Here is a 20637-nt window from a genome sequence, read left to right as displayed (position 1 = left end):
GAGAGCTTTTAGCCGCCTTTTACAAAGCGGCGGAATATTAGAAGAATATATAAAGACAAAAGATATGAAAAGAATCGTTGTTCTCGGTGCCGGCGAGAGTGGTGCAGGAGCCGCTATACTGGCAAAGAAAGAGGGGTTCGATGTGTTCGTTTCCGACATGTCGAAAATAAAGGACAAATACAAGAAGCTCCTCGACGACCGTCAGATTGACTGGGAGGAGGAACACCATACGGAGGAGAAAATACTGAACGCCGACGAAATCATCAAGAGCCCTGGCATCCCCAAGGAGAGCCCGATTATCCAGAAGCTGATGGAGAAAGGCGTCCATATCATCAGCGAGATTGAGTTTGCCGGGCGCTACACGCATTCCAAGATGATCTGCATCACGGGCAGCAACGGAAAAACCACGACCACTTCGCTCATCTATCACATCTTCAAGGCTGCGGGATATGATGCCGGACTGGCCGGAAACATCGGCAACTCGCTGGCGTTGCAGGTGGCTGAAGACCCGCACGAATACTACATCATCGAGCTGAGCAGCTTCCAGCTCGACAACATGTATGATTTCCGCGCCAACATAGCCATTCTCCTGAATATCACTCCCGACCACCTCGACCGCTACGACTTCAAGTTCGAGAACTATGCGGATGCCAAGATGCGCATCACCCAGAACCAGACCCCCGAGGACCATTTCATCTATTGGAACGATGACCCGGTTATCAAGCGCGAACTCGAAAACTTCGATATCAAGGCCGTGAGGTGCCCCTTTTCCGAGATAAAGGAAAAGAGTTCCATCGCCTACATCGAAGACGGACAGTACAAAATAGAGAAGCCCACCCCCTTCAACATGGAGCAGGAGGAGCTGAGCCTCACCGGAAAGCATAACATATACAACAGTCTGGCCGCCGGAATTGCGTCGAACATCGCCGGAATCAAGAAAGACATCATCCGCAAGAGCCTCGGCGACTTCCCCGGAGTGGAGCATAGACTTGAAAAGGTGTGCAAGGTCGGCGGCGTACAATACATCAACGACTCGAAAGCCACCAATGTGGATGCCTGCTGGTATGCCCTTGAGAGCATGACCACTCCCACCATCCTCATCATCGGCGGAAAGGACAAAGGCAATGACTATGCCGCCATCAAAGACCTCGTCAGGAAAAAATGCGTGGGACTGGTATACCTCGGAGCCGACAACCAGAAGCTACACGACAATTTCGACAGCCTCGGTCTGCCCGTCAGGGACACACACGGGATGAAGGAATGCGTAGCCGCCTGCTACGAGATAGCCCGGCCCGGCGACACCGTCTTGCTGAGCCCGTGCTGCGCAAGCTTCGACCTCTTCAAGAACATGGAGGACCGCGGAGAACAGTTCAAGAACCTCGTTAGAAACCTGTAAAGAATGATTAACAAGACCTTAGGAAACATATTCAAGGGCGACAAGGTGATATGGATGGTATTCTTCTTCCTCTGCCTGATCAGCGTGGTCGAGGTTTTCTCAGCTTCGTCGTCGCTGACCTATAAGAGTGGAAGCTATCTTGCCCCCATGCTCAAGCACCTCGGCATTCTCGTAGTGGGGATTTTCTGCATGGTGGTAACGCTCAACATTAAATGCCGCTACTTCAAGATCGTTACACCGGTACTACTGATTGTATCGTTCGGGATGCTCATATGGGTGCTCCTCTTCGGTTCGTCTACCAACGATGCCAACCGATGGATCAGCATCCTGGGTATCCAGTTCCAGCCCTCCGAGATTGCCAAGGGAGCAATGGTGCTGGCTACGGCACAGATTCTGAGTGCCATGCAGACTCCCAACGGTGCCGACAAACATGCCATTCAGTATATCCTGATAGTGGGGGCGTTCCTTATTTTCCCCATTCTGCTGGAGAATTTCTCGACTGCGGTGCTGCTCTGCGCCGTCATCCTGATGATGATGATTATCGGAAGAGTGCCCGCTTCGCAAATAGGGAAGCTCCTCGGGGTCGTCATGCTGATGGCTGTCCTGTTCTTTTCGGCCATCATGATGCTTGGGGAAGACAAGCAACCCAAGAACAGTAACCTGCAAATGACAGAGACGGCTGTGGCAGAGCAGACAAAAGGAAACAATCCACCAAGGATTTTCCACCGCTTCGACACTTGGAAATCGCGAATCAACAAGTTCTTGAACAGTAAGGAAGTGGCTCCTGAAGACATTGACCTGGACAAGGATGCGCAGGTTGCCCATGCCAATATTGCCATCGCCTCCTCGAACGGAATCGGCAAGGGACCGGGGAACTCCGTGGAAAGAGACTTCCTCTCACAGGCCTTTTCCGACTTCATCTATGCAATCATCATTGAAGAAACGGGAATCATGGGAGCTGCATTCGTGGCCTTCCTTTACATCACCCTGCTCTTCCGCACGGGAAGAATAGCCAACCGATGCGAAAACAACTTCCCCGCTTTCCTGGCAATGGGACTGGCTTTGTTGCTCGTCTCGCAAGCTATGTTCAACATGGCGGTGGCCGTAGGGCTGGCTCCCGTAACCGGACAGCCGCTGCCCTTAGTCAGCAAAGGCGGCACATCGTCCATCATCAACTGTATCTATGTCGGCGTCATTCTGAGTATCAGCAGGTCTGCCAAGAAAAAGAAGACCGCCAATGATGGTGCCGATGAAATGAAACTTGCCACGAGCAATGCATAAATTAATATACGAAATATTATCAAATACGAAAATTTTTGATTACTTTTGCATAGATAATAAAGAATGGACAAAATGGACGAAGAACTGAGAATCATCATCAGCGGCGGTGGAACCGGAGGACATATCTTCCCGGCCATCTCAATCGCAAACGCCATCAAGTCGAAAAGGCCTGACGCAAAGATTCTTTTCGTGGGCGCCCTCGGCAGGATGGAAATGCAGAGAGTGCCTGCCGCAGGATATGAAATCAAGGGGCTTCCAATATGCGGATTCGACCGAAAGCATCTGCTGAGAAACATCTCCGTTCTCTTCAAGATATGGAAAAGTCAGCGCATGGCAAGGAGAATCATCAGCGACTTCAAGCCTATGGCTGCCGTCGGTGTCGGCGGATATGCCAGCGGACCCACCCTGAATGTATGCGCAAGCAAGGGCATTCCCTGCCTGATTCAGGAGCAGAACTCATACGCCGGGGTAACCAACAAGCTCCTTGCCAAGAAAGCCGACAGAATCTGCGTGGCCTATGAGGGCATGGAGCGATTCTTCCCAGCCGACAAGATTATCATGACGGGCAATCCCGTCCGGCAGAATGTGCTGGAAACCGCACTTACAAAAGAGGAGGCTCGCAAACAGTTCGGCCTCGAACCCGACAAGAAGACCATCCTCCTCGTCGGAGGGAGCCTGGGCGCAAAAACCATCAACGACAGCGTTCTGCAGCATCTTGACCTTGTCAAAGAGTCTGGGGTGCAGTTCATTTGGCAGACCGGCAAATACTACAGCGCAGTCATCAGCGAGCAGTTGAAAGACCAGACAGGGCTCCAGATGCTCAAGGCGACCGACTTCATCAGCGACATGGGAGCCGCCTATAAGGCTGCCGACTTGGTGATTTCCCGCGCAGGGGCAAGTTCCATCAGCGAGTTCTGCCTGATTGGCAAGCCCGTAATCCTGGTTCCAAGCCCGAATGTCGCCGAAGACCATCAGACCAAGAATGCCATGACTTTGGTCGACAAGAATGCCGCCATCTATGTAAAGGATACCGACGCACCGCAGGTATTGCTCAAGCAGGCCGTCGAAGTCGTACGGAATGATGAGAAACTGACTTCTTTGAGTGAGAACATCCTCAAGTTCGGCCTCAGGAACTCGGCAGATATTATCGCTGACGAAGTGATTAAATTAGCTTGTTGAATAATGGAACTTAAAGATATTAAAGCTGTATATTTCGTGGGTGCCGGCGGCATTGGAATGAGTGCCATCGCACGATACTTCATGCACAGAGGCCTCGTGGTAGCCGGATACGACAAGACTCCCTCCGACTTGACCTGCCATTTGGAGAAGGAAGGGATGCTTATCCATTATGAGGAAAACATCAATGAGATTCCCCATGCATGCAGGGATCCGAAATCCTGCTTGGTTATCTATACGCCCGCAGTACCTGCAGAGCACAAGGAACTGGTCTACTTCCGCGAAAACGGCTTTGAGATTGAGAAGCGGGCACAGGTATTGGGAACCCTCACCCGCACTCACAAAGGGCTCTGCGTAGCAGGGACTCACGGAAAGACGACCACCTCCACCATGTGCGCACACATCATGCACCAGAGCCATGTGGACTGTAACGCCTTTCTGGGAGGCATCTCCAAAAACTACGGAACGAACTATATCCTCAGCGACAAGAGCGACTATGTAGTCATCGAAGCCGACGAATTCGACCGCAGCTTCCATTGGTTGCGCCCCTGGATGAGTGTCATCACATCCACCGATCCCGACCACCTGGACATCTATGGCACCAAAGAGGCCTATTTAGAGAGCTTCCGCCACTATACCGAGCTGATTCAACCCGGAGGTGCACTCATCCTTCATAAGAGCCTTGAAATGCAGACCCATGTCCAGGAGGGTGTGAAGATTTACGAGTACAGCCGCGACGAGGGCGACTTCCATGCAGAAAACATCAAGATTGAAAACGGGGAAATCACCTTCGACTTTATCTCCCCTATCGAGAATGTGCCCAGCATCACGCTTGGTCAGCCCGTACCTATCAACATCGAGAACGGCATTGCCGCCATGGCCATGGCGCAGCTAAACGGTTGCGATGCCGAGGAACTCAGATACGGAATGCGCACCTATGGGGGCGTTGACCGGCGTTTCGACTTCAAGATCAAGAACGACAAGCATGTGTTCCTCTCTGATTACGCCCATCACCCCAAGGAAATTTATCAGAGCGCAAAGAGCATTCGTGAGCTCTATAAGGACCGCAAGATAACGGCTATATTCCAGCCGCACCTCTACACACGCACTCGCGACTTCTACAAAGAGTTTGCCGAAGCACTGAGTCAGCTGGACGAAGTCATCCTCTGCGACATCTATCCTGCCCGCGAGGAGCCCATTCCCGGCGTTACCAGCAAACTCATCTATGACAACCTGAAAGCTGGTGTCGAGAAAAGCATGGTCAACAAGGAAGACATATTAGACCTTGTCAAGACTCGGGACTTCGATGTGCTCATGGTATTGGGTGCCGGCGACCTGGACAACTATGTTCCCCAAATCACAAAGATTATTGAGAATAAATGAAGATTGACTGGCGAAAAACTTTAACTATTGCACTGGATGTGGTTATCGGAGGATACCTCATACTGGCATTCACCGCGTTTAACAAGCCCGATGAAACGGTTTCCAAGTGCAATAAAGTCAGCATCAATATTCAGGACGAGACCACAAACGGCTTCATCAATACAAAGGAAATCAAGAACCGACTTGAGCGGAACAAGCTCTATCCTCTGGAGAAGCCGATGAAGGAAATAAGTGCCCGCAACATAGAGGATGCCCTCAAAGCGACTCCTTTCGTTAAGACCGCAGAGTGTTACAAGACTCAGGACGGACATGTATGCATCACGCTCACGCAGAGAATGCCGACCGTGAGAATCAAGGCAAACAACGGTGATGACTATTACATCGACGACAAGAACAACATCATGCCGAATTCCCACTATACCAGCGACCTCATTATCGCTACGGGGAACATCAGTCGATGGTATGCACAAAACTATATTTCTTACCTGAATGCCGCACTCTGTGCCAACGACCTATGGAGAAATCAGATTGTGCAGATTAATATCCTACCCGACAAGGGGGTTGAACTCGTACCGAGAGTCGGCAACCATGTCATCTACATCGGCCAATTGCCGGAAAGCAACTATAAGAGCGGGCGCAAAAAACTTATTGAAGACTTTGTAAAGAAAAAGATGGAACGCCTATTGGCCTTTTATAAATACGGTCTTTCACAGGCAGGATGGAACAAGTATAACTATATAAACTTGGAGTTCGACAATCAAATCATCTGCAAGAAAAACAAATCTCATAATTGATATAACTGTATGGCAAAAGAATTTATTGTAGCTATTGAACTGGGATCGTCAAAGATCACCGGTGTCGCAGGCAGGAAGAACCTGGATGGTAGTACGAGTATTCTTGCAATTGCGCAAGAAGACTCGACCTCTTGCATACGCAAAGGCGTAGTCTACAACATTGACAAGACTGTGCTGTGCATCACAAACATCGTCAAGAAACTTGAAACAGTCCTGAAGACTAAGGTTGCCCATGTATATGTAGGAGTAGGAGGAAGATCCATCCGCAGCATCAAGAATGTGATTGTAAAGGAGCTTCCCGTTGAGACGACCGTTACCCAGGAGATGGTGAACGAGCTCATGGACGCCAACCGCAACATGAGCTATCCAGAGCAAGAGATACTGGATGCCGCAACACAAGAATACAAAGTGGACAACCAGTATCAGCTCGATCCAGTAGGCATCCCATGCCACCGCTTAGAAGGAAACTTCCTGAATATCTTGTGGCGCAAGGCTTTCTATAAGAATCTGAACAAATGCTTCGACGAGGCAGGAATAGCCATCGCCGAGATGTATCTGGCTCCTTTGGCGTTAGCCGACAGCGTGCTTACCGAAAATGAGAAGCGTGCTGGATGCGTGCTGGTAGACCTCGGAGCCGATACCACGACCGTATCTGTCTACTACAAGAATATCCTACGCCATTTAGCCGTGATTCCTATCGGCGGCGACAACATCACGAAAGACATCGCCTCGCTGCAGATGGAAGAGAAGGATGCGGAAATTCTGAAGCTCAAACATGCAAAGGCATTCACAGACAACGGGGACATCGACAACACCCTCATATTGCCGATTGACCAGGAACGCCAGGTTGAAAGCCGCAAATTCATTGAAATCGTTGAAGGCCGGCTCGAGGAAATCATAGAAAATGCATGGTTCCAGGTACCCAACGAGTATGTGGACAAGTTGATTGGGGGCATTATTCTGACCGGTGGCGGCTCTAATATGCCCGAAATAGAGCGTGCCTTCCGCAACCACACCCACATGGCGAAGATTAGAATTGCAAAGTTCGTTACCCAGACCATCAACTCCAACATTCCGGAAATCATGGCTCATGACGGGAAGATGAATACCGTTCTCGGTTTGCTTGAGAAAGGTGATATGAACTGTGCAGGTGATGAAATCAGCAACGACCTGTTCGTCAACCCCGACACCAAGCTGGGTCCTACTACAGGAGACCTGCACCGCGACCCTCGCCCTATTAGCGAAACTACCGGCCGGGGCATCGTCCAAACCGAGGCAGAAAAGCTGAAGGCGGAGGAAGAAGCCCGCAGAAAGAGAGAGGTAGAAGAGGAAGAAGCCCGCAAGAAGGCCGAAGCCGAAGAAGAGAGAATCAGCGCAGAGAAAAAGGAAAACAGCGTATTAAACAAAACTCTGAAGTTCCTAAAGAAGTTTGGTTCCTCCATTATCTCCGGTGAAGAATAATGCAAAGACCAACAGTAATCCATTAAAATCAGAAAAAAATGAAACCACAGATATTAGATTTCGGTGAGCCCGAACAGGAAAGCACTTATATTAAGGTCATCGGTGTTGGTGGCGGTGGTGGCAATGCAGTCAACCACATGTACAAGGAAGGCATTCACGATGTGAGTTTCGTACTGTGCAATACAGATGCACAGGCACTCAACGATTCTCCCGTACCAGTCCATCTCCAGTTAGGAAGGGAAGGCCTCGGCGCAGGAAACAAGCCTGCCAAGGCCCGCCAGGCTGCAGAGGAGACCATCGAAGACATCAAGATTATGCTCAGCGACGGCACTAAGATGGCATTCATCACAGCCGGCATGGGCGGTGGAACCGGCACAGGAGCTGCTCCCGTCATTGCCAAGGTCAGCAAGGATATGGGTATTCTCACCGTAGGCATCGTTACGATTCCCTTCCGTTTCGAGGGAGAGAAGAAGATCGACCAGGCTCTTGACGGCGTCGAAGAGATGTCCAAGCATGTGGACGCATTGCTCGTTATCAACAACGAGCGGCTTCGCGAAATCTATCCGGAACTTACCGTGCTCGACGCCTTTGGCAGAGCAGACGACACCTTGAGTGTAGCAGCCAAGAGCATAGCCGAGATTATCACCAACCACGGCCTCATCAACCTCGACTTCAACGATGTCAAAACCGTGCTGAAAGACGGTGGCGTGGCCATCATGAGCACGGGATACGGCGAAGGAGAAGGCCGTGTCAAGAAAGCTATTGACGACGCGCTCAACTCCCCATTGCTCAATGACAACGACATCTTCAACTCCAAGAAAATCCTGTTGAGCATCAACTTCTGTAACGAGAAAGGCGACAACACCGGCCTGATGATGGAGGAGATGAACGATGTGAATGACTTCATGGCCAAGTTTGGCAGCGACTTCGAGATCAAATGGGGCCTTGCCATCGACCCCGACCTCGGCAAACAGGTCAAGGTTACCATCCTTGCCACCGGATTCGGCATTGAGGATGTAGACGGCATGAACTCCCATCTTTCCAACAAGCGCACGCAGGAAGAGGCCGACCGCATTGCCCAGGAAGAGGAAAAAGCAGCCGAACGCCAGGACCGCCGGAACCGTTATTACGGCAAAGACTCTGACAACAAGCAATACAAGCGGCGCCCGCACATCTTCCTGTTCCGTCCGGAAGACCTCGACAACGAGGATGTTATCCTTGCCGTTGAGAACACCCCGACCTACAAGCGTACGCGTCAGATGCTCGAGAACATCCGCGAACAGGCAGCAGGAAACATAACCCACAACACCGAAGAGGAAAAGAGAGACCCCGTACAGGGCATCATCAATTTCTCTGAAGGATAAAAAAGAAACGAGAATGGATTTATACGAGAAAATAAGCGAAGACATCAAGGAGGCCATGAAGGCACGCGACAAGGTGCGCCTGATGACCCTCCGCAACATCAAGAAGGTATTTCTGGAAGCCAAGACGGCGCCGGGAGCCAACGACACCTTAGGCGATGCGGCCGCCATGAAGATTCTGCAGAAGCTGGCCAAGCAGGGCAAGGAGACCGCCGCCACCTATACGCAGGCGAACCGGCAGGATCTTGCCGACGAGGAACTGGCGCAGGTGAAGGTCATCGAAGGCTATCTTCCGCAGCCGCTTTCCGAAGAGGAAATCGAAAAGGCGGTGAAAGACATCATTGCCCAGACAGGTGCCACGAGCATGAAAGAGATGGGCAAGGTGATGGGTGTAGCCTCCAGGCAACTGGCCGGCAAGGCCGACGGCGGCACCATCTCCAGAATCGTGAAGGAACTGTTAGCGTAACACGGACCCACTATCCTATACTGAGGGACAGCCACCGGGCTGTCCTTTTTTCGTGCCCCGATGCTGACGCAAGGCTATGCAAACAGCTCCTGGAGCACCGCAAACGACCTCGGCATCGGGAAGTTAGGTATATGGAGCCTGTAATAGGCCAGTATCCATTCCGCACAGCGATTACGCTCCTCCCGGCTCATTCTGAAGAGATGCATCGACTCATAGTTCATCCGCATGAGAAGGACTATCTTAGAAGCCTCGGCAGGAGGGACAGAGTCTGGATGAAGAGGAGGCTTCCTGCAGAATATGCCGCTTCGCAAATCGAAGAAATCGCCCTCCTTATAGTCTTCCAGATTTGGATAGAAACCGATAAAGCGGCTGAGCCTCATCATGAAGACAAGATGGAAATTGCTGAATGCCTGCCGCGTACCATCCAGCCAGAGCATGCTGTTCTCTATGTAATTATACAACAAGATGTCCCGCTGCTCGTCGCGGGTGGCATAAGTGAGAAACTCCGCCAGGAAGAGCGAAATCGACAGTTTGTAGGGGTCGAAGGGTATCGAAGTGAACGGCTCGGCAACCGCAACATCCTTAAACTTCTGCAGCCTAAGGTTCTGCCGATAGTCGAACTCGATATTCAGAATACTCAACGGCTGGAAAAACTGCTTCTTTATCTTCGATTTCCTACTTGAGGGAAGCCTGCAAATGAAGGAGACGCGACCCGCCTGGGCCGTCAGAAGGTCGACTATCAACTGAGAATCGCCAAACTTCAGACTATGCAGCACTATGCCTCTCGACTTTATCAGCATCCCTGCAAAAATACTAAAAAACAGCCATTAACGGAAAATATTCCCTATAAAATTTGGCCAATCGGATAAAAATATCTAACTTTGCACCCGCAAAAGTAGACCGCGGTCCCTTCGTCTATCGGTTAGGACGAGAGATTTTCATTCTCTAAAGAGCAGTTCGACTCTGCTAGGGACTACCAAACAAAATAAAAAGAAGAATTTAGAAGATGGCAAATCACAAATCAACTCTGAAAAGAATTCGTCAGACAAAGACAAGAACCCTGCACAACAAATATTACGCTAAGACCATGCGTAATGCTGTCCGCAAACTGCGCGCCACGACCGACAAGGAAGAGGCCGTAAAGATGTATCCGGCAGTTCAGAAGATGTTGGATAAGCTCGCAAAGACAAATATCATTCACAAGAACAAGGCCGCAAACTTGAAGTCAAGTCTGTGCCTTCATATCAGCAAGCTGGGTTAATCTCCCGCCTGTAAGAAACCATTCTAAGGTCGCACCCCGAAAGGGATGCGGCCTTTAGTCGTATTGACGCGGGATGACTGCAAAACCAAGAAGACAAGGCTTCCGTCCCTACTGGATGAGACACCCGCGATTTGTTCCGAAAACGGACGGCCCGAAATCCCGTCCTGGAAATTGCATATTCACCTGCTACTGCATATTTATTCAGAAAATGGCTTCCCGATTTGCAGAAAGCGGCCTTTTACACTCCTTTTAACGGCTTTCTACCCTCCTTCTAACGGCCTTTTGCCGAGTAAAAGGCCGTCTTTTACTCCGGAGCAAGTCATCGACCGGACAAAAAGCAGGAGTCCTATTTATCATAAAAAACAAAAAATCGTTTTAAACGCCCCTACAAGCCCTCCGTTTCACAACGGCGGCACTATTCCGCCCCAGCCCCGCCTCAGAGCCCCATACGCGACATGCATAATTATTCATTTCCGCCGCTGTTTCCACAAGAAAACATTCTCCTAAATTTCGGGAGAAAAACGAAGCCCTCCCCGCAACGACAGAAAAACTTACAAAACGAAACCGCCGGGCGAGCATTTTATCCCTTAAAAAATTTCGACAATTGGAGAATTTTTAGTATCTTTGCATACTATTAATCAGTAACAACAAAATGGCAGAAAATCAGAACATCGAAAACAATTATTCGGCCAGTAACATCCAAGTCCTCGAAGGACTGGAGGCAGTGCGCAAGCGCCCTGCCATGTACATCGGCGACATCAGTGAGAAGGGTCTCCACCATCTGATCAACGAGACCGTGGACAACTCCATCGACGAGGCAATGGCCGGTTACTGTTCCGACATTGAGGTTACCCTCTGCGAAGACGGAAGCGTGATCGTGGAAGACAACGGTCGCGGAATTCCCGTAGACGAACACAAGAAACTACATAAATCAGCCCTTGAGGTCGTCATGACCGTCCTCCATGCGGGAGGTAAGTTTGACAAGGGTTCCTACAAAGTCAGCGGTGGCTTGCACGGCGTAGGCGTCAGTTGCGTGAACGCTTTGTCGTCCCACATGACCTCGCAGGTCTATCGCGACGGCAAGATCTATCAGCAGGAATACGAGAAGGGAAAGCCCCTCTATCCCGTCAAGATTATCGGCGAGACCGAGAAGCGCGGCACGCGCCAGCAGTTCTGGCCCGACAACGGCATCTTCACGGTTACCACATTCCAGTGGGACATCGTCGCACGCCGCATGCGCGAGCTGGCATTCCTGAACGCAGGAATCAAGATTACCCTGACCGACCTCCGTCCCGACCCGGAGACAGGGAAGACGCGCCAGGAGGTATTCCATGCCAAGGACGGGCTGAAGGAGTTCGTGCGCTATGTCGACCGGCACCGCACCCATCTCTTCGACGATGTCATCTACCTGAAGACCGAGAAGCAAGGCATCCCCATCGAGGTAGCCATCATGTACAACACGGACTACAGCGAGAATATCCACTCTTATGTGAACAACATCAACACCATAGAGGGAGGTACCCATCTGACGGGCTTCCGCACCGCTCTCACGCGCGTCCTGAAGGCTTATGCCGACAACGACCCCGCCATTTCGAAGCAAATCGAGAAGGCAAAGATAGAGATTGCGGGCGAAGACTTCCGCGAGGGACTCACCGCAGTAATATCCATCAAGGTGGCGGAGCCGCAGTTTGAGGGGCAGACCAAGACCAAGCTCGGCAACAGCGAGGTGGCCGGAGCCGTACAGCAGGCCGTGGGCGAGGCACTCACCTATTATCTTGAGGAGCATCCACAGGAGGCCAAGCAAATCTGCGAGAAGGTCGTTCTCGCCGCAACTGCCCGCATCGCGGCGCGCAAGGCGCGAGAGAGCGTGCAGCGCAAGAGCGTCATGAGCGGCGGCGGTCTGCCCGGCAAGCTGGCCGACTGTTCGAACAAAGACCCCAAGGACTGCGAGATTTTCCTCGTCGAGGGTGATTCCGCAGGCGGCTCGGCCAAGCAGGGCCGCGACCGATACACACAGGCCATCCTTCCCCTGCGCGGTAAGATCCTGAATGTGGAGAAAGTGCAATGGCACCGGGTGTTCGAGGCCGAGTCGGTCATGAACATCATCCAGAGCATCGGGGTGCGGTTCGGAGTGGAAGGCGAGGACGACCGCGAGGCCAACATCGACAAGCTGCGTTACGACAAAATCATCATCATGACCGATGCCGATGTCGACGGCTCGCACATCGACACCCTCATCATGACGCTCTTCTACCGGTTCATGCCGAAGGTAATCGAGGAAGGCCATCTCTACATTGCCACGCCTCCCCTCTACAAGTGCACATACAAGAAGGCAAGCGAATACTGCTACACGGAGCAGCAGCGGCAGGCCTTCATCGACAAATATGTGGAAGGCAACAGCGACGACAAGGGACTGCACACCCAGCGCTACAAAGGTCTGGGAGAGATGAATCCCGAGCAACTCTGGGAAACCACCATGGATCCGAAGACCCGGTTGCTGAAGCAGGTAACCATCGAAAACGCCGCCGAGGCCGACGAGATATTCTCCATGCTCATGGGCGACGATGTGGAACCGCGACGGAAGTTCATCGAAGACAACGCCACTTATGCCAATATCGACGCATAGGAAGCACCATGCGACAAAGGCATATCCGCTCAAAGGATATGCCTTTGTCGCATCCCTGCTATCCATGTGCCTCTTTGCTTCCTGCTTCTCGCGAAGCCCGTACAGCAGAGCGCTGACAAAAAGCGAATGGCTGATTGACCAGCAGACCGACTCCGCCATAGAGCACTATGCCCGGATACCCGAGACTGCGTTGCACCAGGCCAATCTGCTGGTTACGCACAAGCCACACTGCATATCGACAGCTTACTTTTACAAGGCGGCAAAAGCCCTCCAAGACCGTCAAGACAACGAAGCCCTAAGACTGCTGCAGCTATCCTACGCAAAGGATATAAAGGCCTATTATCATCAAGCCTACAGGGCTCCGGACACACCTGGCAGACACCCTGCAGACCCGTCGGGACATCCTGAAAGCCGACAGCGCACGGCAAATCCTGCTGCAAATCCAGACTTTGTCCGAAATAGAGAGCGGGCTCGAAGGCAATCAGGCGCAGACCCTTTCTGCCAGAACCGACAGCTTGCGAAAGGTTGTCATCGGCAACCTGCTGCGTACAGAGAATCCCTTCCGACTGTACCACGCAACAGGCATCGATACCGCAAGTCCCCAACCGCCAATTCCCCACCTGCCATGGATCATTGCGCTCCTCACTGTCTGCATTGCCGCACTCTGCATCTACGACAGGCGCAGGCAGCTCTACAATGCCAAGAAAAGCGAGTTGGAGCAGCAAACTGCCACTATCTCGCAGCTCAACGAAAGCATACGGCATAGCGAACAAGAGAAAGAGCTGTTGCGGAAACAGGCCGCACACACCCTTCAGGGCAAGTATGACGAACTGGGGCAGGGAAAGCACATCTACGAAAGCGTCATGGCCGGCGGACAAATGAAGAACATCTCGGTGGAAGACGAGCAGAGCTTCGTGGACTATTATGCCTTCTCCCATCCCGACGACTACAACCGGCTCATCTCATCCTACTCTTCCCTCTCCTTGCGCCACACCACATTCATCATCCTTCGCCAGCTTGAGTTCAGCGATAGCGAAATACAGCGCATCCTCTTCGTCCAGCCCAGCACCATCCGCAACTATCGCCTGCGCATCAAGCGAAACCTAAGGAAATAATTCCTCATGGTGCGTCGCACTTGTGCCCCTCTGCACCGCAACAAATTCTTCTATAATCCTTTATTCCCCAGCCTGTTACCTTTCTATTACATGGTGCGACGCCCCAAGAAAAAAATTGGCATTCATTTGGATTTCTCAATCTAGCCTTCTAACTTTACGGCAGAATAACTTCAAAGAGAATGAAACAGGCTGTTATCTGAAAGCTTGTGATAAACAGAAATACTAAAACTCATTTCAATCGTCTAACGAAATAACTACCATCATGAAAAGATTATTGTCCTTTGCCATAACATTGTTCTGCTTCTCAACAAACCTTGCATGCCAAGACATCGAGGAAAAGGTGTATTGTTGTGATTCTGCTATTAACAGAGGCATAGTTGACAATCTTCCAACCATTAGGAAAATGGATCGAAGCCAATGGCTTAAACTAAGAGAAGACTACAAAACACCAGCCTACAGAGCCTTCACTCCTGAGCAGAGACACGAATTATGGAAAGGAAAATTCAAAGAGCTCAAGACGCTTCCATGGACAAAAGCCGAACTTGAGCACATAAACGAAGCCATTAAATGGACTGAAGCACATCCATTTCTCTGGAGTGACAGGAAATCCACAGATGAAGAGCTCAACGAAATGGATCTGTTCTTTACCAAGTGGACCATAGAAGCAGAGGAGAAACTGAACTGGAATAAACAAGTGGCTATCGCTCTCTTCCAGACACCTGACAGAGTGGTTGACACCAAAGGAACATTGGATATTGCGAAAACAGGCTCAATATTGAAGCCCATAAGCAAAGCACCCATAGAAGAATCTCGGGATTAAAGAAGACCCGCGAGAGATTAATGAAGGGGAAAATGCCATACCATCTGATACAACAACCATTACCGGGACAGAGGGAGAAATTGAATGTTCGTGTCATGAAAGTTCCACCCTTACACATTGCTTTCCTTTAGTATGTGAAAAGATTTGGATAAAATGCTAAGAAACGACGAGTGGCTGCGGATAGGTCTTGAGAGAAGAATGCAACGGATTATGTATTAGTATGTAAATAACACTATACGAAAAGAACATGAATAAGACCCTTTGGAAGATTTTCTTCATCGCCTTAGCCGTCCAACTGACTTCGTTCTGGATACTGGCTATTCCAGATACAGGTCATGAATGGGGAAAAAGCTTCACATTCTTTTGTGTCAGTCTGGCTATATTAGAGAAATATGGGAGCTCGCAAAAGATTACGAACATCATATTGTGGATTCTGGCAGGACGCCTAATACTGGAACTCCCTATGAGGATTTTCGATTTCATGGACTGCCTGCCCTCATTCTATATCACAGTAGTTGAGATACTGGCAATCATCGCAGCAGGAATCTATTACAAGTTCCGTACCGCGTATGTATTAATAGTCATAACAATAATAGCTGTAGTTCTCAACACTTTGATTCCCCCTGTCTGGCTGAAGTTTGTAGAGTCTGTATTACATGTAAGCTACAGTTAAGATAAACAATATTGAAAAAAGCACTATGAAGATAAAGTATTTAATCTGCTTCTTAGCGTCCTTGTTACTGTGCTTTCTTACCTACTGGTCGCTCAATGACAAGAAGACCGCAAGCTGGACGGGCACGGTCTGCTACTTCGTGTTAGCTTATCTGTTACTAAACGCATACGATGACGGCAGACACACCATCCCTATTGCATGCTGCATAATCTTAGGAAGACTGTTGCCCGCAGTTAGCTTAATGTTTATAGACTTCCGCCCGATGAGGTTCATGCTTTTCACGCCATTGCTTTCGAGCGTCGCGGTAGCCTTGGCTGCCACATACTTTAGGAACAAAGAGGGGGTAGTATTGATACTATCCATGATTATCATGGTACTCCTCAATTCCTTGGGGCCCGAAGGGTGGGAACATATTGCCGGCTAAAAAACAACACTCATTTATAAGTACTTTGCCAAAAGGCTATGAAACACTCATGGTCTTTTTTATTTTAATTATTTTGAAAGACGGAAGTTTTATCGTATCTTTGCAAACAAAGACTATTATTAAAAATGAAAAGCAACCTTCTTACTCTAATCCTGCTCAGTAGCGTACTGACGGGTTTTGCGCAGCAACCCCAACTCAAACTATGGTATGACCAGCCCGCAGATTTCTTCGAGGAATCACTGCCCTTGGGAAACGGCAAGCTCGGAGCACTGGTCTATGGAGCTCCCGACGACAATCTAATCTACCTGAACGACATCACGCTGTGGTCGGGAAAGCCTGTTGACAAGAATCTTGATGAGGGTGCACACCGTTGGCTGCCGGAAATCCGCAAGGCGCTGTTCAATGAAGACTACCGGCTCGCCGACTCCCTGCAGCGTCATCTGCAAGGCCCCAACTCGGCATACTATATGCCTTTGGCAACCCTTCGCATCCTCGACAACTCCACGGGCACGCCGACCGGTTACTACAGGGAACTGAACATCGACAGCGCCCTCTGCAAGGATCGTTACACACGCAATGGGATTACCTACACAAGGGAGTACTTCGTGTCGAATCCAGACAAGGTTTTCGCCGTCAGAATCAAGGCCGACAAGCCCGGGCAGGTCAACCTCACCATCACCCTAAGCGCCAAGATCAACCATAGAGTGAAGGCTTCACGCAACCGGCTCACCATGACTGGACACGCCGTCGGCGACGAGCAGGAAACCATCCACTTCTGCTCCATCCTGAAGGCAATGAACAAGGGAGGTCAGATTACCTATACCGACTCCACCCTTGCATTAAGGAATGTGGACGAGGCGACGCTCTATTTCGTCAATGAGACCAGCTTTAACGGCTTCGACAAGCATCCCGTAAAGGAGGGGGCAGCCTACATCACAAATGCGGAAGACAACCTGAAAGCCGTCGAGGCACAGCCTTACGGACAACTACGGACGCGTCATATCACCGATTACCAGAACCTCTTCAATCGTTTTCAACTCCGATTGGGCAAGGCAGACAGTAATGAGAACAAGCTCCCCACGAATGTCCAACTGAAAAACTACACCCAGAACGGCGGAGATAACCACTACCTCGAGACGCTCTATACACAGTTCGGCCGCTACCTGCTCATCAGCTGTTCACGCACGAAAGGTGTTCCCGCCAACCTGCAGGGGCTGTGGAACCCGCATAAGAAAGCCCCCTGGAGAAGTAATTACACCGTGAATATCAACCTCGAAGAGAACTACTGGCCCGCCGAAGTGTGCAACCTCCCCGAGCTCACGATGCCCCTCTTCACACTCATGGAGAACCTTGCGGAGAACGGCAGGTACACCGCCAGCAACTATTACGGCATCACCCGAGGCTGGTGCTCAAGCCATAACTCCGACATCTGGGCCATGACGAACCCCGTGGGAGACAAGGTCGGCAGCCCTATGTGGGCTAACTGGAACCTCGGATTCGCATGGCTTACGCAGTCCCTATGGGAACATTACGCCTACACGATGGACAAAGACTTCCTCCGAAACACGGCATATCCCCTTATGCGGGGTGCCTCCGAGTTCGTTTCCGACTGGCTTATCGAGAATCCGAAACAGCCGGGAGAACTGATTACGGCACCCAGCACGAGTCCCGAGAACACCTATAGGGTGAATGGCTATCGGGGCGGAACCTGCTATGGGGGTACCGCCGACCTCGCTATTATCCGCGAGCTGTTGAACAATACGCTGCAATCCGCAACCATCCTCGGCATCAGCGACGGCCTTACCCATGAGCTTTCCGACAAGGTGAAACGGCTGCATCCCTATACAATAGGCCGCGAGGGCGATCTCAACGAGTGGTATTATGACTGGGAAGATCCCGACATTCGCCACCGCCACCAGTCTCATTTGATCGGCCTGTATCCCGCCCATCAGATTACGGTCAGCGGCACTCCCGAACTGGCCGAAGCCTCTCGAAAGACCTTGATACAGAAGGGCGACCGCACCACGGGCTGGAGCACGGGCTGGAGAATCAACCTCTGGGCACGGCTGCATGATGCCAAGCAAGCCTACCACATCTACCAGGAACTGCTCAACTATGTACCGGCAGACAAGAACGAGACCAACTACGGCAACGGCGGAGGTACCTATCCCAACCTCTTTGATGCCCATCCCCCTTTCCAGATAGACGGCAACTTCGGAGGCACGGCAGGTGTCTGCGAAATGCTCCTGCAAAGTTCGCTCCATGAGATCGAGCTTCTCCCCGCCCTTCCTGAGCAATGGAGCGAGGGCTGCGTAAAGGGAATCTGCGCCCGCGGAGGCTTCACCGTAGACATGGAATGGAGCAACGGAAAGGTTACTAAGGCAACCCTCCATAGCACGAACGGCGGTTCCACCACCGTAAAATATAACGGGAAGGAAAAGAAAATCAATCTGAAAAGAGGCCAGGGCGTGATTCTGAAATAGACAGGGAGCATGAGACTTTCCTTCCTCATATGGTTGACCGGATGGTCATTGGGCGTTCAGGCCCAAGAGTTCAGTGCCCGTTGGATAAGCTATCCGCAGCCGGACTCCACCTCGCAGATATGGTTCCGGAAGACCTATATCAGCAAGGAGCGTCCCTTGACGGCCTGGTTGACGGTAACGACAACAGGTTGCGTTGATGTATATGTCAACGAGTGCAATGTCTCAAACGCCCAGATTACCCTCAACCGACATGCTCCTTCTGATGTCCCGACAACCCGGACCTTCGACATATCTCACCTTCTGAGGAGCGATTCCAACACCATTGCCCTCTGGTATGCCCCGTCCTATCCACACATAGATCATCATCAGGTGGCCGTGGTGTACAGCGGGAAAGACCGCCGAGGGCGCAACTTTGCCCATCTGAGCGACGGCAGCTGGCTGTGCAGACCCGCCAACAGGGTGCTGGCACCCAATGCCGACGAGGTTCAAGACGCGAATGTAGACATCACCCCATGGAATGCCACCCCTGTGAACACAGCCCTTTGGCAAACCGCAAAGGAAGTCTGGGAGCCTGCAAGGGGGAGCAAACGCCTTCAAGACATCCTTACTGGCCAGGAAAGAGTTGTCAAAATCCGGCCTTACAAGTATTTCGACCTTGCCGGCGACACCGTCTATTATGAGTTCGGAGAGCCCTTCTACGGTTTTTTGAGAGCTACCTTGAGAGACTGCAAGAAAGGAGAAGTCATCCATTTCGGCGATTTCGAGTATATCTGCAATGGCAAGACCGACGAGCAGGCCTTCCCCAAGTTTGCCCGCTTCTTCGGCAGAAGGATACTTGTCTACGGCGACAAATGGTTTAGGCGGGAGCAAATCCAGAGGCTGGAGGTTGTGGAGGTTATAACGGAGGACGAGAGTACGACCGGCTATTGACTCTTCATTTCAAGACTATTGATTCTCCATTTTAAGAATAGAATTCACTCATCTTGTTCGGTTTTTCCATCAAAATAATGTATCTTTGCAACTAAAAGTCGTGTTATGAGCAATTCCCAATTCGAACCGATTACGATTGCAAAGGCCAAGAAAGCATTTCAAGGCGAATATATCGATGACGACATCATCCTTTTCGATCAGTTTGCCAAGTTGCCGTTCCCTACGGAATCCCGCATTCTCGACTGCATTCTTGTCGGCCTATGCCTGCAGGGAAACGCCCGTTACACCGTCGACACGGAGATACACGAGGTGTCTGCCGGCGATGTGCTCATCATCAGCCACGGTCAGGTAACCGGTAATTTCCAGCGCAGCCACGACTTCAACGGCATCGGACTGATGATCAGTTTCAACTTCTTTTCCGAGATGGTGAAGGACATTCACGAGATATCGTCCGTGTTTCTGTTCTCCCGCTCCCATCCGGTCTTCCGCCTCCTGAGCGATGAAGAAGAAGTTTTCAAAGAATATTATAACCTCATTCGCCGCAAGATGCGCGACAACTCCCACCACTTCCGCAAGGATGTGGTATGCTCGCTGCTCACCACCATGCTCTACGACATCGGCAACAGCATCTATCGCATCCAGCAGCTCGGCGACAGGAAGCAGACCCGCAGCGAGACCATTTTCATCCAGTTCATGCACTTGCTGGAGGAGAACTTCAGGCATGAGAGGCGCGTGAGCTGGTACGGGCAACAGCTCTGCATCACCTCCAAATACCTTTCCGAGAGCGTGAAGCAAATCAGCAAGCGCACCCCCAACGACTGGATCGACAGCTATGTGGTGCGCGAAATCCGTGTCCAATTGAAGAGCAGCACGAAGAGCATCAAGGAGATTTCCCAGGAAATGAACTTTCCCAACCAAAGTTTCTTCGGCAAATACTTCCGGGAGCATACAGGATTGTCGCCTTCGGAATATAGAAGAAGCTAAAGA

Annotated in this window: 18 protein-coding genes; 16 read left to right on the top strand and 2 right to left on the bottom strand. The window is 51.0% G+C overall.

Annotated features, from left to right (window positions below; all coding sequences use genetic code 11):
- Positions 1-64: 64 nt before the first annotated feature.
- The 8 genes from murD (at position 65) to BM114_RS04360 (ending at position 9318) form a co-directional block, all read left to right on the top strand.
- A complete protein-coding gene (gene murD / locus BM114_RS04395; RefSeq protein ID WP_092110804.1) occupies positions 65-1396 on the top strand; it encodes a UDP-N-acetylmuramoyl-L-alanine--D-glutamate ligase in 1332 nt (443 codons plus the stop codon).
- A gap of 3 nt (positions 1397-1399) precedes the next feature.
- Positions 1400-2677 (top strand): FtsW/RodA/SpoVE family cell cycle protein, encoded by a 1278-nt coding sequence (locus BM114_RS04390; protein WP_092110802.1) that lies wholly within the window; start codon positions 1400-1402, stop codon positions 2675-2677.
- A 72-nt stretch (positions 2678-2749) separates the two neighbouring features.
- On the top strand, positions 2750-3856 hold the full coding sequence (gene murG / locus BM114_RS04385; RefSeq protein ID WP_092110937.1) for an undecaprenyldiphospho-muramoylpentapeptide beta-N-acetylglucosaminyltransferase: 1107 nt from the start codon (positions 2750-2752) through the stop codon (positions 3854-3856).
- 3 nt (positions 3857-3859) lie between these two features.
- Positions 3860-5236 (top strand): UDP-N-acetylmuramate--L-alanine ligase, encoded by a 1377-nt coding sequence (murC, locus tag BM114_RS04380; RefSeq protein ID WP_092110800.1) that lies wholly within the window; start codon positions 3860-3862, stop codon positions 5234-5236.
- A complete protein-coding gene (locus BM114_RS04375; RefSeq protein WP_092110797.1) occupies positions 5233-6030 on the top strand; it encodes a cell division protein FtsQ in 798 nt (265 codons plus the stop codon). Before murC ends, BM114_RS04375 begins: the two co-directional genes overlap by 4 nt.
- A 9-nt stretch (positions 6031-6039) precedes the next feature.
- A complete protein-coding gene (ftsA, locus tag BM114_RS04370; RefSeq protein WP_092110795.1) occupies positions 6040-7491 on the top strand; it encodes a cell division protein FtsA in 1452 nt (483 codons plus the stop codon).
- 38 nt (positions 7492-7529) lie between these two features.
- The gene (ftsZ, locus tag BM114_RS04365) at positions 7530-8855 is read left to right on the top strand and encodes a cell division protein FtsZ (RefSeq protein WP_092110792.1); all 1326 of its coding nucleotides are present in this window, start codon (positions 7530-7532) and stop codon (positions 8853-8855) included.
- Between the two features lie 13 nt (positions 8856-8868).
- Positions 8869-9318: a GatB/YqeY domain-containing protein gene (locus tag BM114_RS04360; protein ID WP_092110789.1), complete on the top strand. Its 450-nt coding sequence runs from the start codon at positions 8869-8871 to the stop codon at positions 9316-9318.
- A gap of 74 nt (positions 9319-9392) precedes the next feature.
- Here the strand turns inward: BM114_RS04360 and recO are convergent, their stop codons facing one another.
- Positions 9393-10118, bottom strand: a complete 726-nt coding sequence (gene recO, locus BM114_RS04355; protein ID WP_092110787.1) for a DNA repair protein RecO — start codon at positions 10116-10118, stop codon at positions 9393-9395.
- 206 nt (positions 10119-10324) lie between these two features.
- Here recO and rpsT point away from each other — a divergent pair, with 206 nt between their 5' ends.
- The 5 genes from rpsT to BM114_RS04325 all read left to right on the top strand — a co-directional run bounded on the left by rpsT (position 10325) and on the right by BM114_RS04325 (position 15813).
- Positions 10325-10579, top strand: coding sequence for a 30S ribosomal protein S20 (rpsT, locus tag BM114_RS04345; protein WP_092110785.1), 255 nt, complete (start codon positions 10325-10327; stop codon positions 10577-10579).
- Between the two features lie 652 nt (positions 10580-11231).
- Positions 11232-13205 carry a DNA topoisomerase (ATP-hydrolyzing) subunit B gene (gene gyrB, locus BM114_RS04340; protein WP_092110783.1) on the top strand — a complete coding sequence of 658 codons (1974 nt, stop codon included), beginning with the start codon at positions 11232-11234 and terminating at the stop codon, positions 13203-13205.
- Between the two features lie 449 nt (positions 13206-13654).
- Positions 13655-14320, top strand: coding sequence for a hypothetical protein (locus tag BM114_RS04335; protein ID WP_092110781.1), 666 nt, complete (start codon positions 13655-13657; stop codon positions 14318-14320).
- Positions 14321-14582: 262 nt separating this feature from the next.
- On the top strand, positions 14583-15140 hold the full coding sequence (locus BM114_RS04330) for a bacteriocin fulvocin C-related protein (RefSeq protein WP_143089248.1): 558 nt from the start codon (positions 14583-14585) through the stop codon (positions 15138-15140).
- Between the two features lie 247 nt (positions 15141-15387).
- A complete protein-coding gene (locus BM114_RS04325) occupies positions 15388-15813 on the top strand; it encodes a hypothetical protein (protein ID WP_092110776.1) in 426 nt (141 codons plus the stop codon).
- 147 nt (positions 15814-15960) lie between these two features.
- Here the strand turns inward: BM114_RS04325 and BM114_RS14060 are convergent, their stop codons facing one another.
- Complete coding sequence (locus BM114_RS14060) at positions 15961-16176, bottom strand: hypothetical protein (RefSeq protein ID WP_143089247.1); 216 nt, start codon at positions 16174-16176, stop codon at positions 15961-15963.
- A gap of 186 nt (positions 16177-16362) precedes the next feature.
- Between BM114_RS14060 and BM114_RS04315 the strand changes: the two genes are divergently transcribed.
- The 3 genes from BM114_RS04315 to BM114_RS04305 all read left to right on the top strand — a co-directional run bounded on the left by BM114_RS04315 (position 16363) and on the right by BM114_RS04305 (position 20634).
- Positions 16363-18720, top strand: a complete 2358-nt coding sequence (locus tag BM114_RS04315; protein WP_092110772.1) for a glycoside hydrolase family 95 protein — start codon at positions 16363-16365, stop codon at positions 18718-18720.
- Between the two features lie 9 nt (positions 18721-18729).
- The gene (locus BM114_RS04310) at positions 18730-19650 is read left to right on the top strand and encodes a hypothetical protein (protein ID WP_092110770.1); all 921 of its coding nucleotides are present in this window, start codon (positions 18730-18732) and stop codon (positions 19648-19650) included.
- 105 nt (positions 19651-19755) lie between these two features.
- Positions 19756-20634 (top strand): AraC family transcriptional regulator, encoded by an 879-nt coding sequence (locus tag BM114_RS04305; RefSeq protein WP_092110768.1) that lies wholly within the window; start codon positions 19756-19758, stop codon positions 20632-20634.
- Positions 20635-20637: the final 3 nt, after the last annotated feature.

It is taken from the genome of Prevotella sp. KH2C16 (assembly GCF_900113305.1).
In the GTDB taxonomy this organism is placed as follows: Bacteria; Bacteroidota; Bacteroidia; order Bacteroidales; family Bacteroidaceae; genus Prevotella.
This window is presented reverse-complemented; position numbering and strand designations above follow the sequence as displayed.

Excerpts from the sequence above, each read along its gene's own strand:
- BM114_RS14060 (WP_143089247.1), bottom strand. The coding sequence starts at position 16,176 with ATGGATAGTATCAATACTACCCCCTCTTTGTTCCTAAAGTATGTGGCA.
- BM114_RS04315 (WP_092110772.1), top strand. The coding sequence starts at position 16,363 with ATGAAAAGCAACCTTCTTACTCTAATCCTGCTCAGTAGCGTACTGACG.
- ftsZ (WP_092110792.1), top strand. The coding sequence starts at position 7,530 with ATGAAACCACAGATATTAGATTTCGGTGAGCCCGAACAGGAAAGCACT.
- BM114_RS04390 (WP_092110802.1), top strand. The coding sequence starts at position 1,400 with ATGATTAACAAGACCTTAGGAAACATATTCAAGGGCGACAAGGTGATA.
- BM114_RS04310 (WP_092110770.1), top strand. The coding sequence starts at position 18,730 with ATGAGACTTTCCTTCCTCATATGGTTGACCGGATGGTCATTGGGCGTT.
- murD (WP_092110804.1), top strand. The coding sequence starts at position 65 with ATGAAAAGAATCGTTGTTCTCGGTGCCGGCGAGAGTGGTGCAGGAGCC.
- BM114_RS04330 (WP_143089248.1), top strand. The coding sequence starts at position 14,583 with ATGAAAAGATTATTGTCCTTTGCCATAACATTGTTCTGCTTCTCAACA.
- rpsT (WP_092110785.1), top strand. The coding sequence starts at position 10,325 with ATGGCAAATCACAAATCAACTCTGAAAAGAATTCGTCAGACAAAGACA.
- BM114_RS04360 (WP_092110789.1), top strand. The coding sequence starts at position 8,869 with ATGGATTTATACGAGAAAATAAGCGAAGACATCAAGGAGGCCATGAAG.
- BM114_RS04375 (WP_092110797.1), top strand. The coding sequence starts at position 5,233 with ATGAAGATTGACTGGCGAAAAACTTTAACTATTGCACTGGATGTGGTT.
- ftsA (WP_092110795.1), top strand. The coding sequence starts at position 6,040 with ATGGCAAAAGAATTTATTGTAGCTATTGAACTGGGATCGTCAAAGATC.
- murC (WP_092110800.1), top strand. The coding sequence starts at position 3,860 with ATGGAACTTAAAGATATTAAAGCTGTATATTTCGTGGGTGCCGGCGGC.
- murG (WP_092110937.1), top strand. The coding sequence starts at position 2,750 with ATGGACGAAGAACTGAGAATCATCATCAGCGGCGGTGGAACCGGAGGA.
- BM114_RS04305 (WP_092110768.1), top strand. The coding sequence starts at position 19,756 with ATGAGCAATTCCCAATTCGAACCGATTACGATTGCAAAGGCCAAGAAA.
- recO (WP_092110787.1), bottom strand. The coding sequence starts at position 10,118 with ATGCTGATAAAGTCGAGAGGCATAGTGCTGCATAGTCTGAAGTTTGGC.
- gyrB (WP_092110783.1), top strand. The coding sequence starts at position 11,232 with ATGGCAGAAAATCAGAACATCGAAAACAATTATTCGGCCAGTAACATC.
- BM114_RS04325 (WP_092110776.1), top strand. The coding sequence starts at position 15,388 with ATGAATAAGACCCTTTGGAAGATTTTCTTCATCGCCTTAGCCGTCCAA.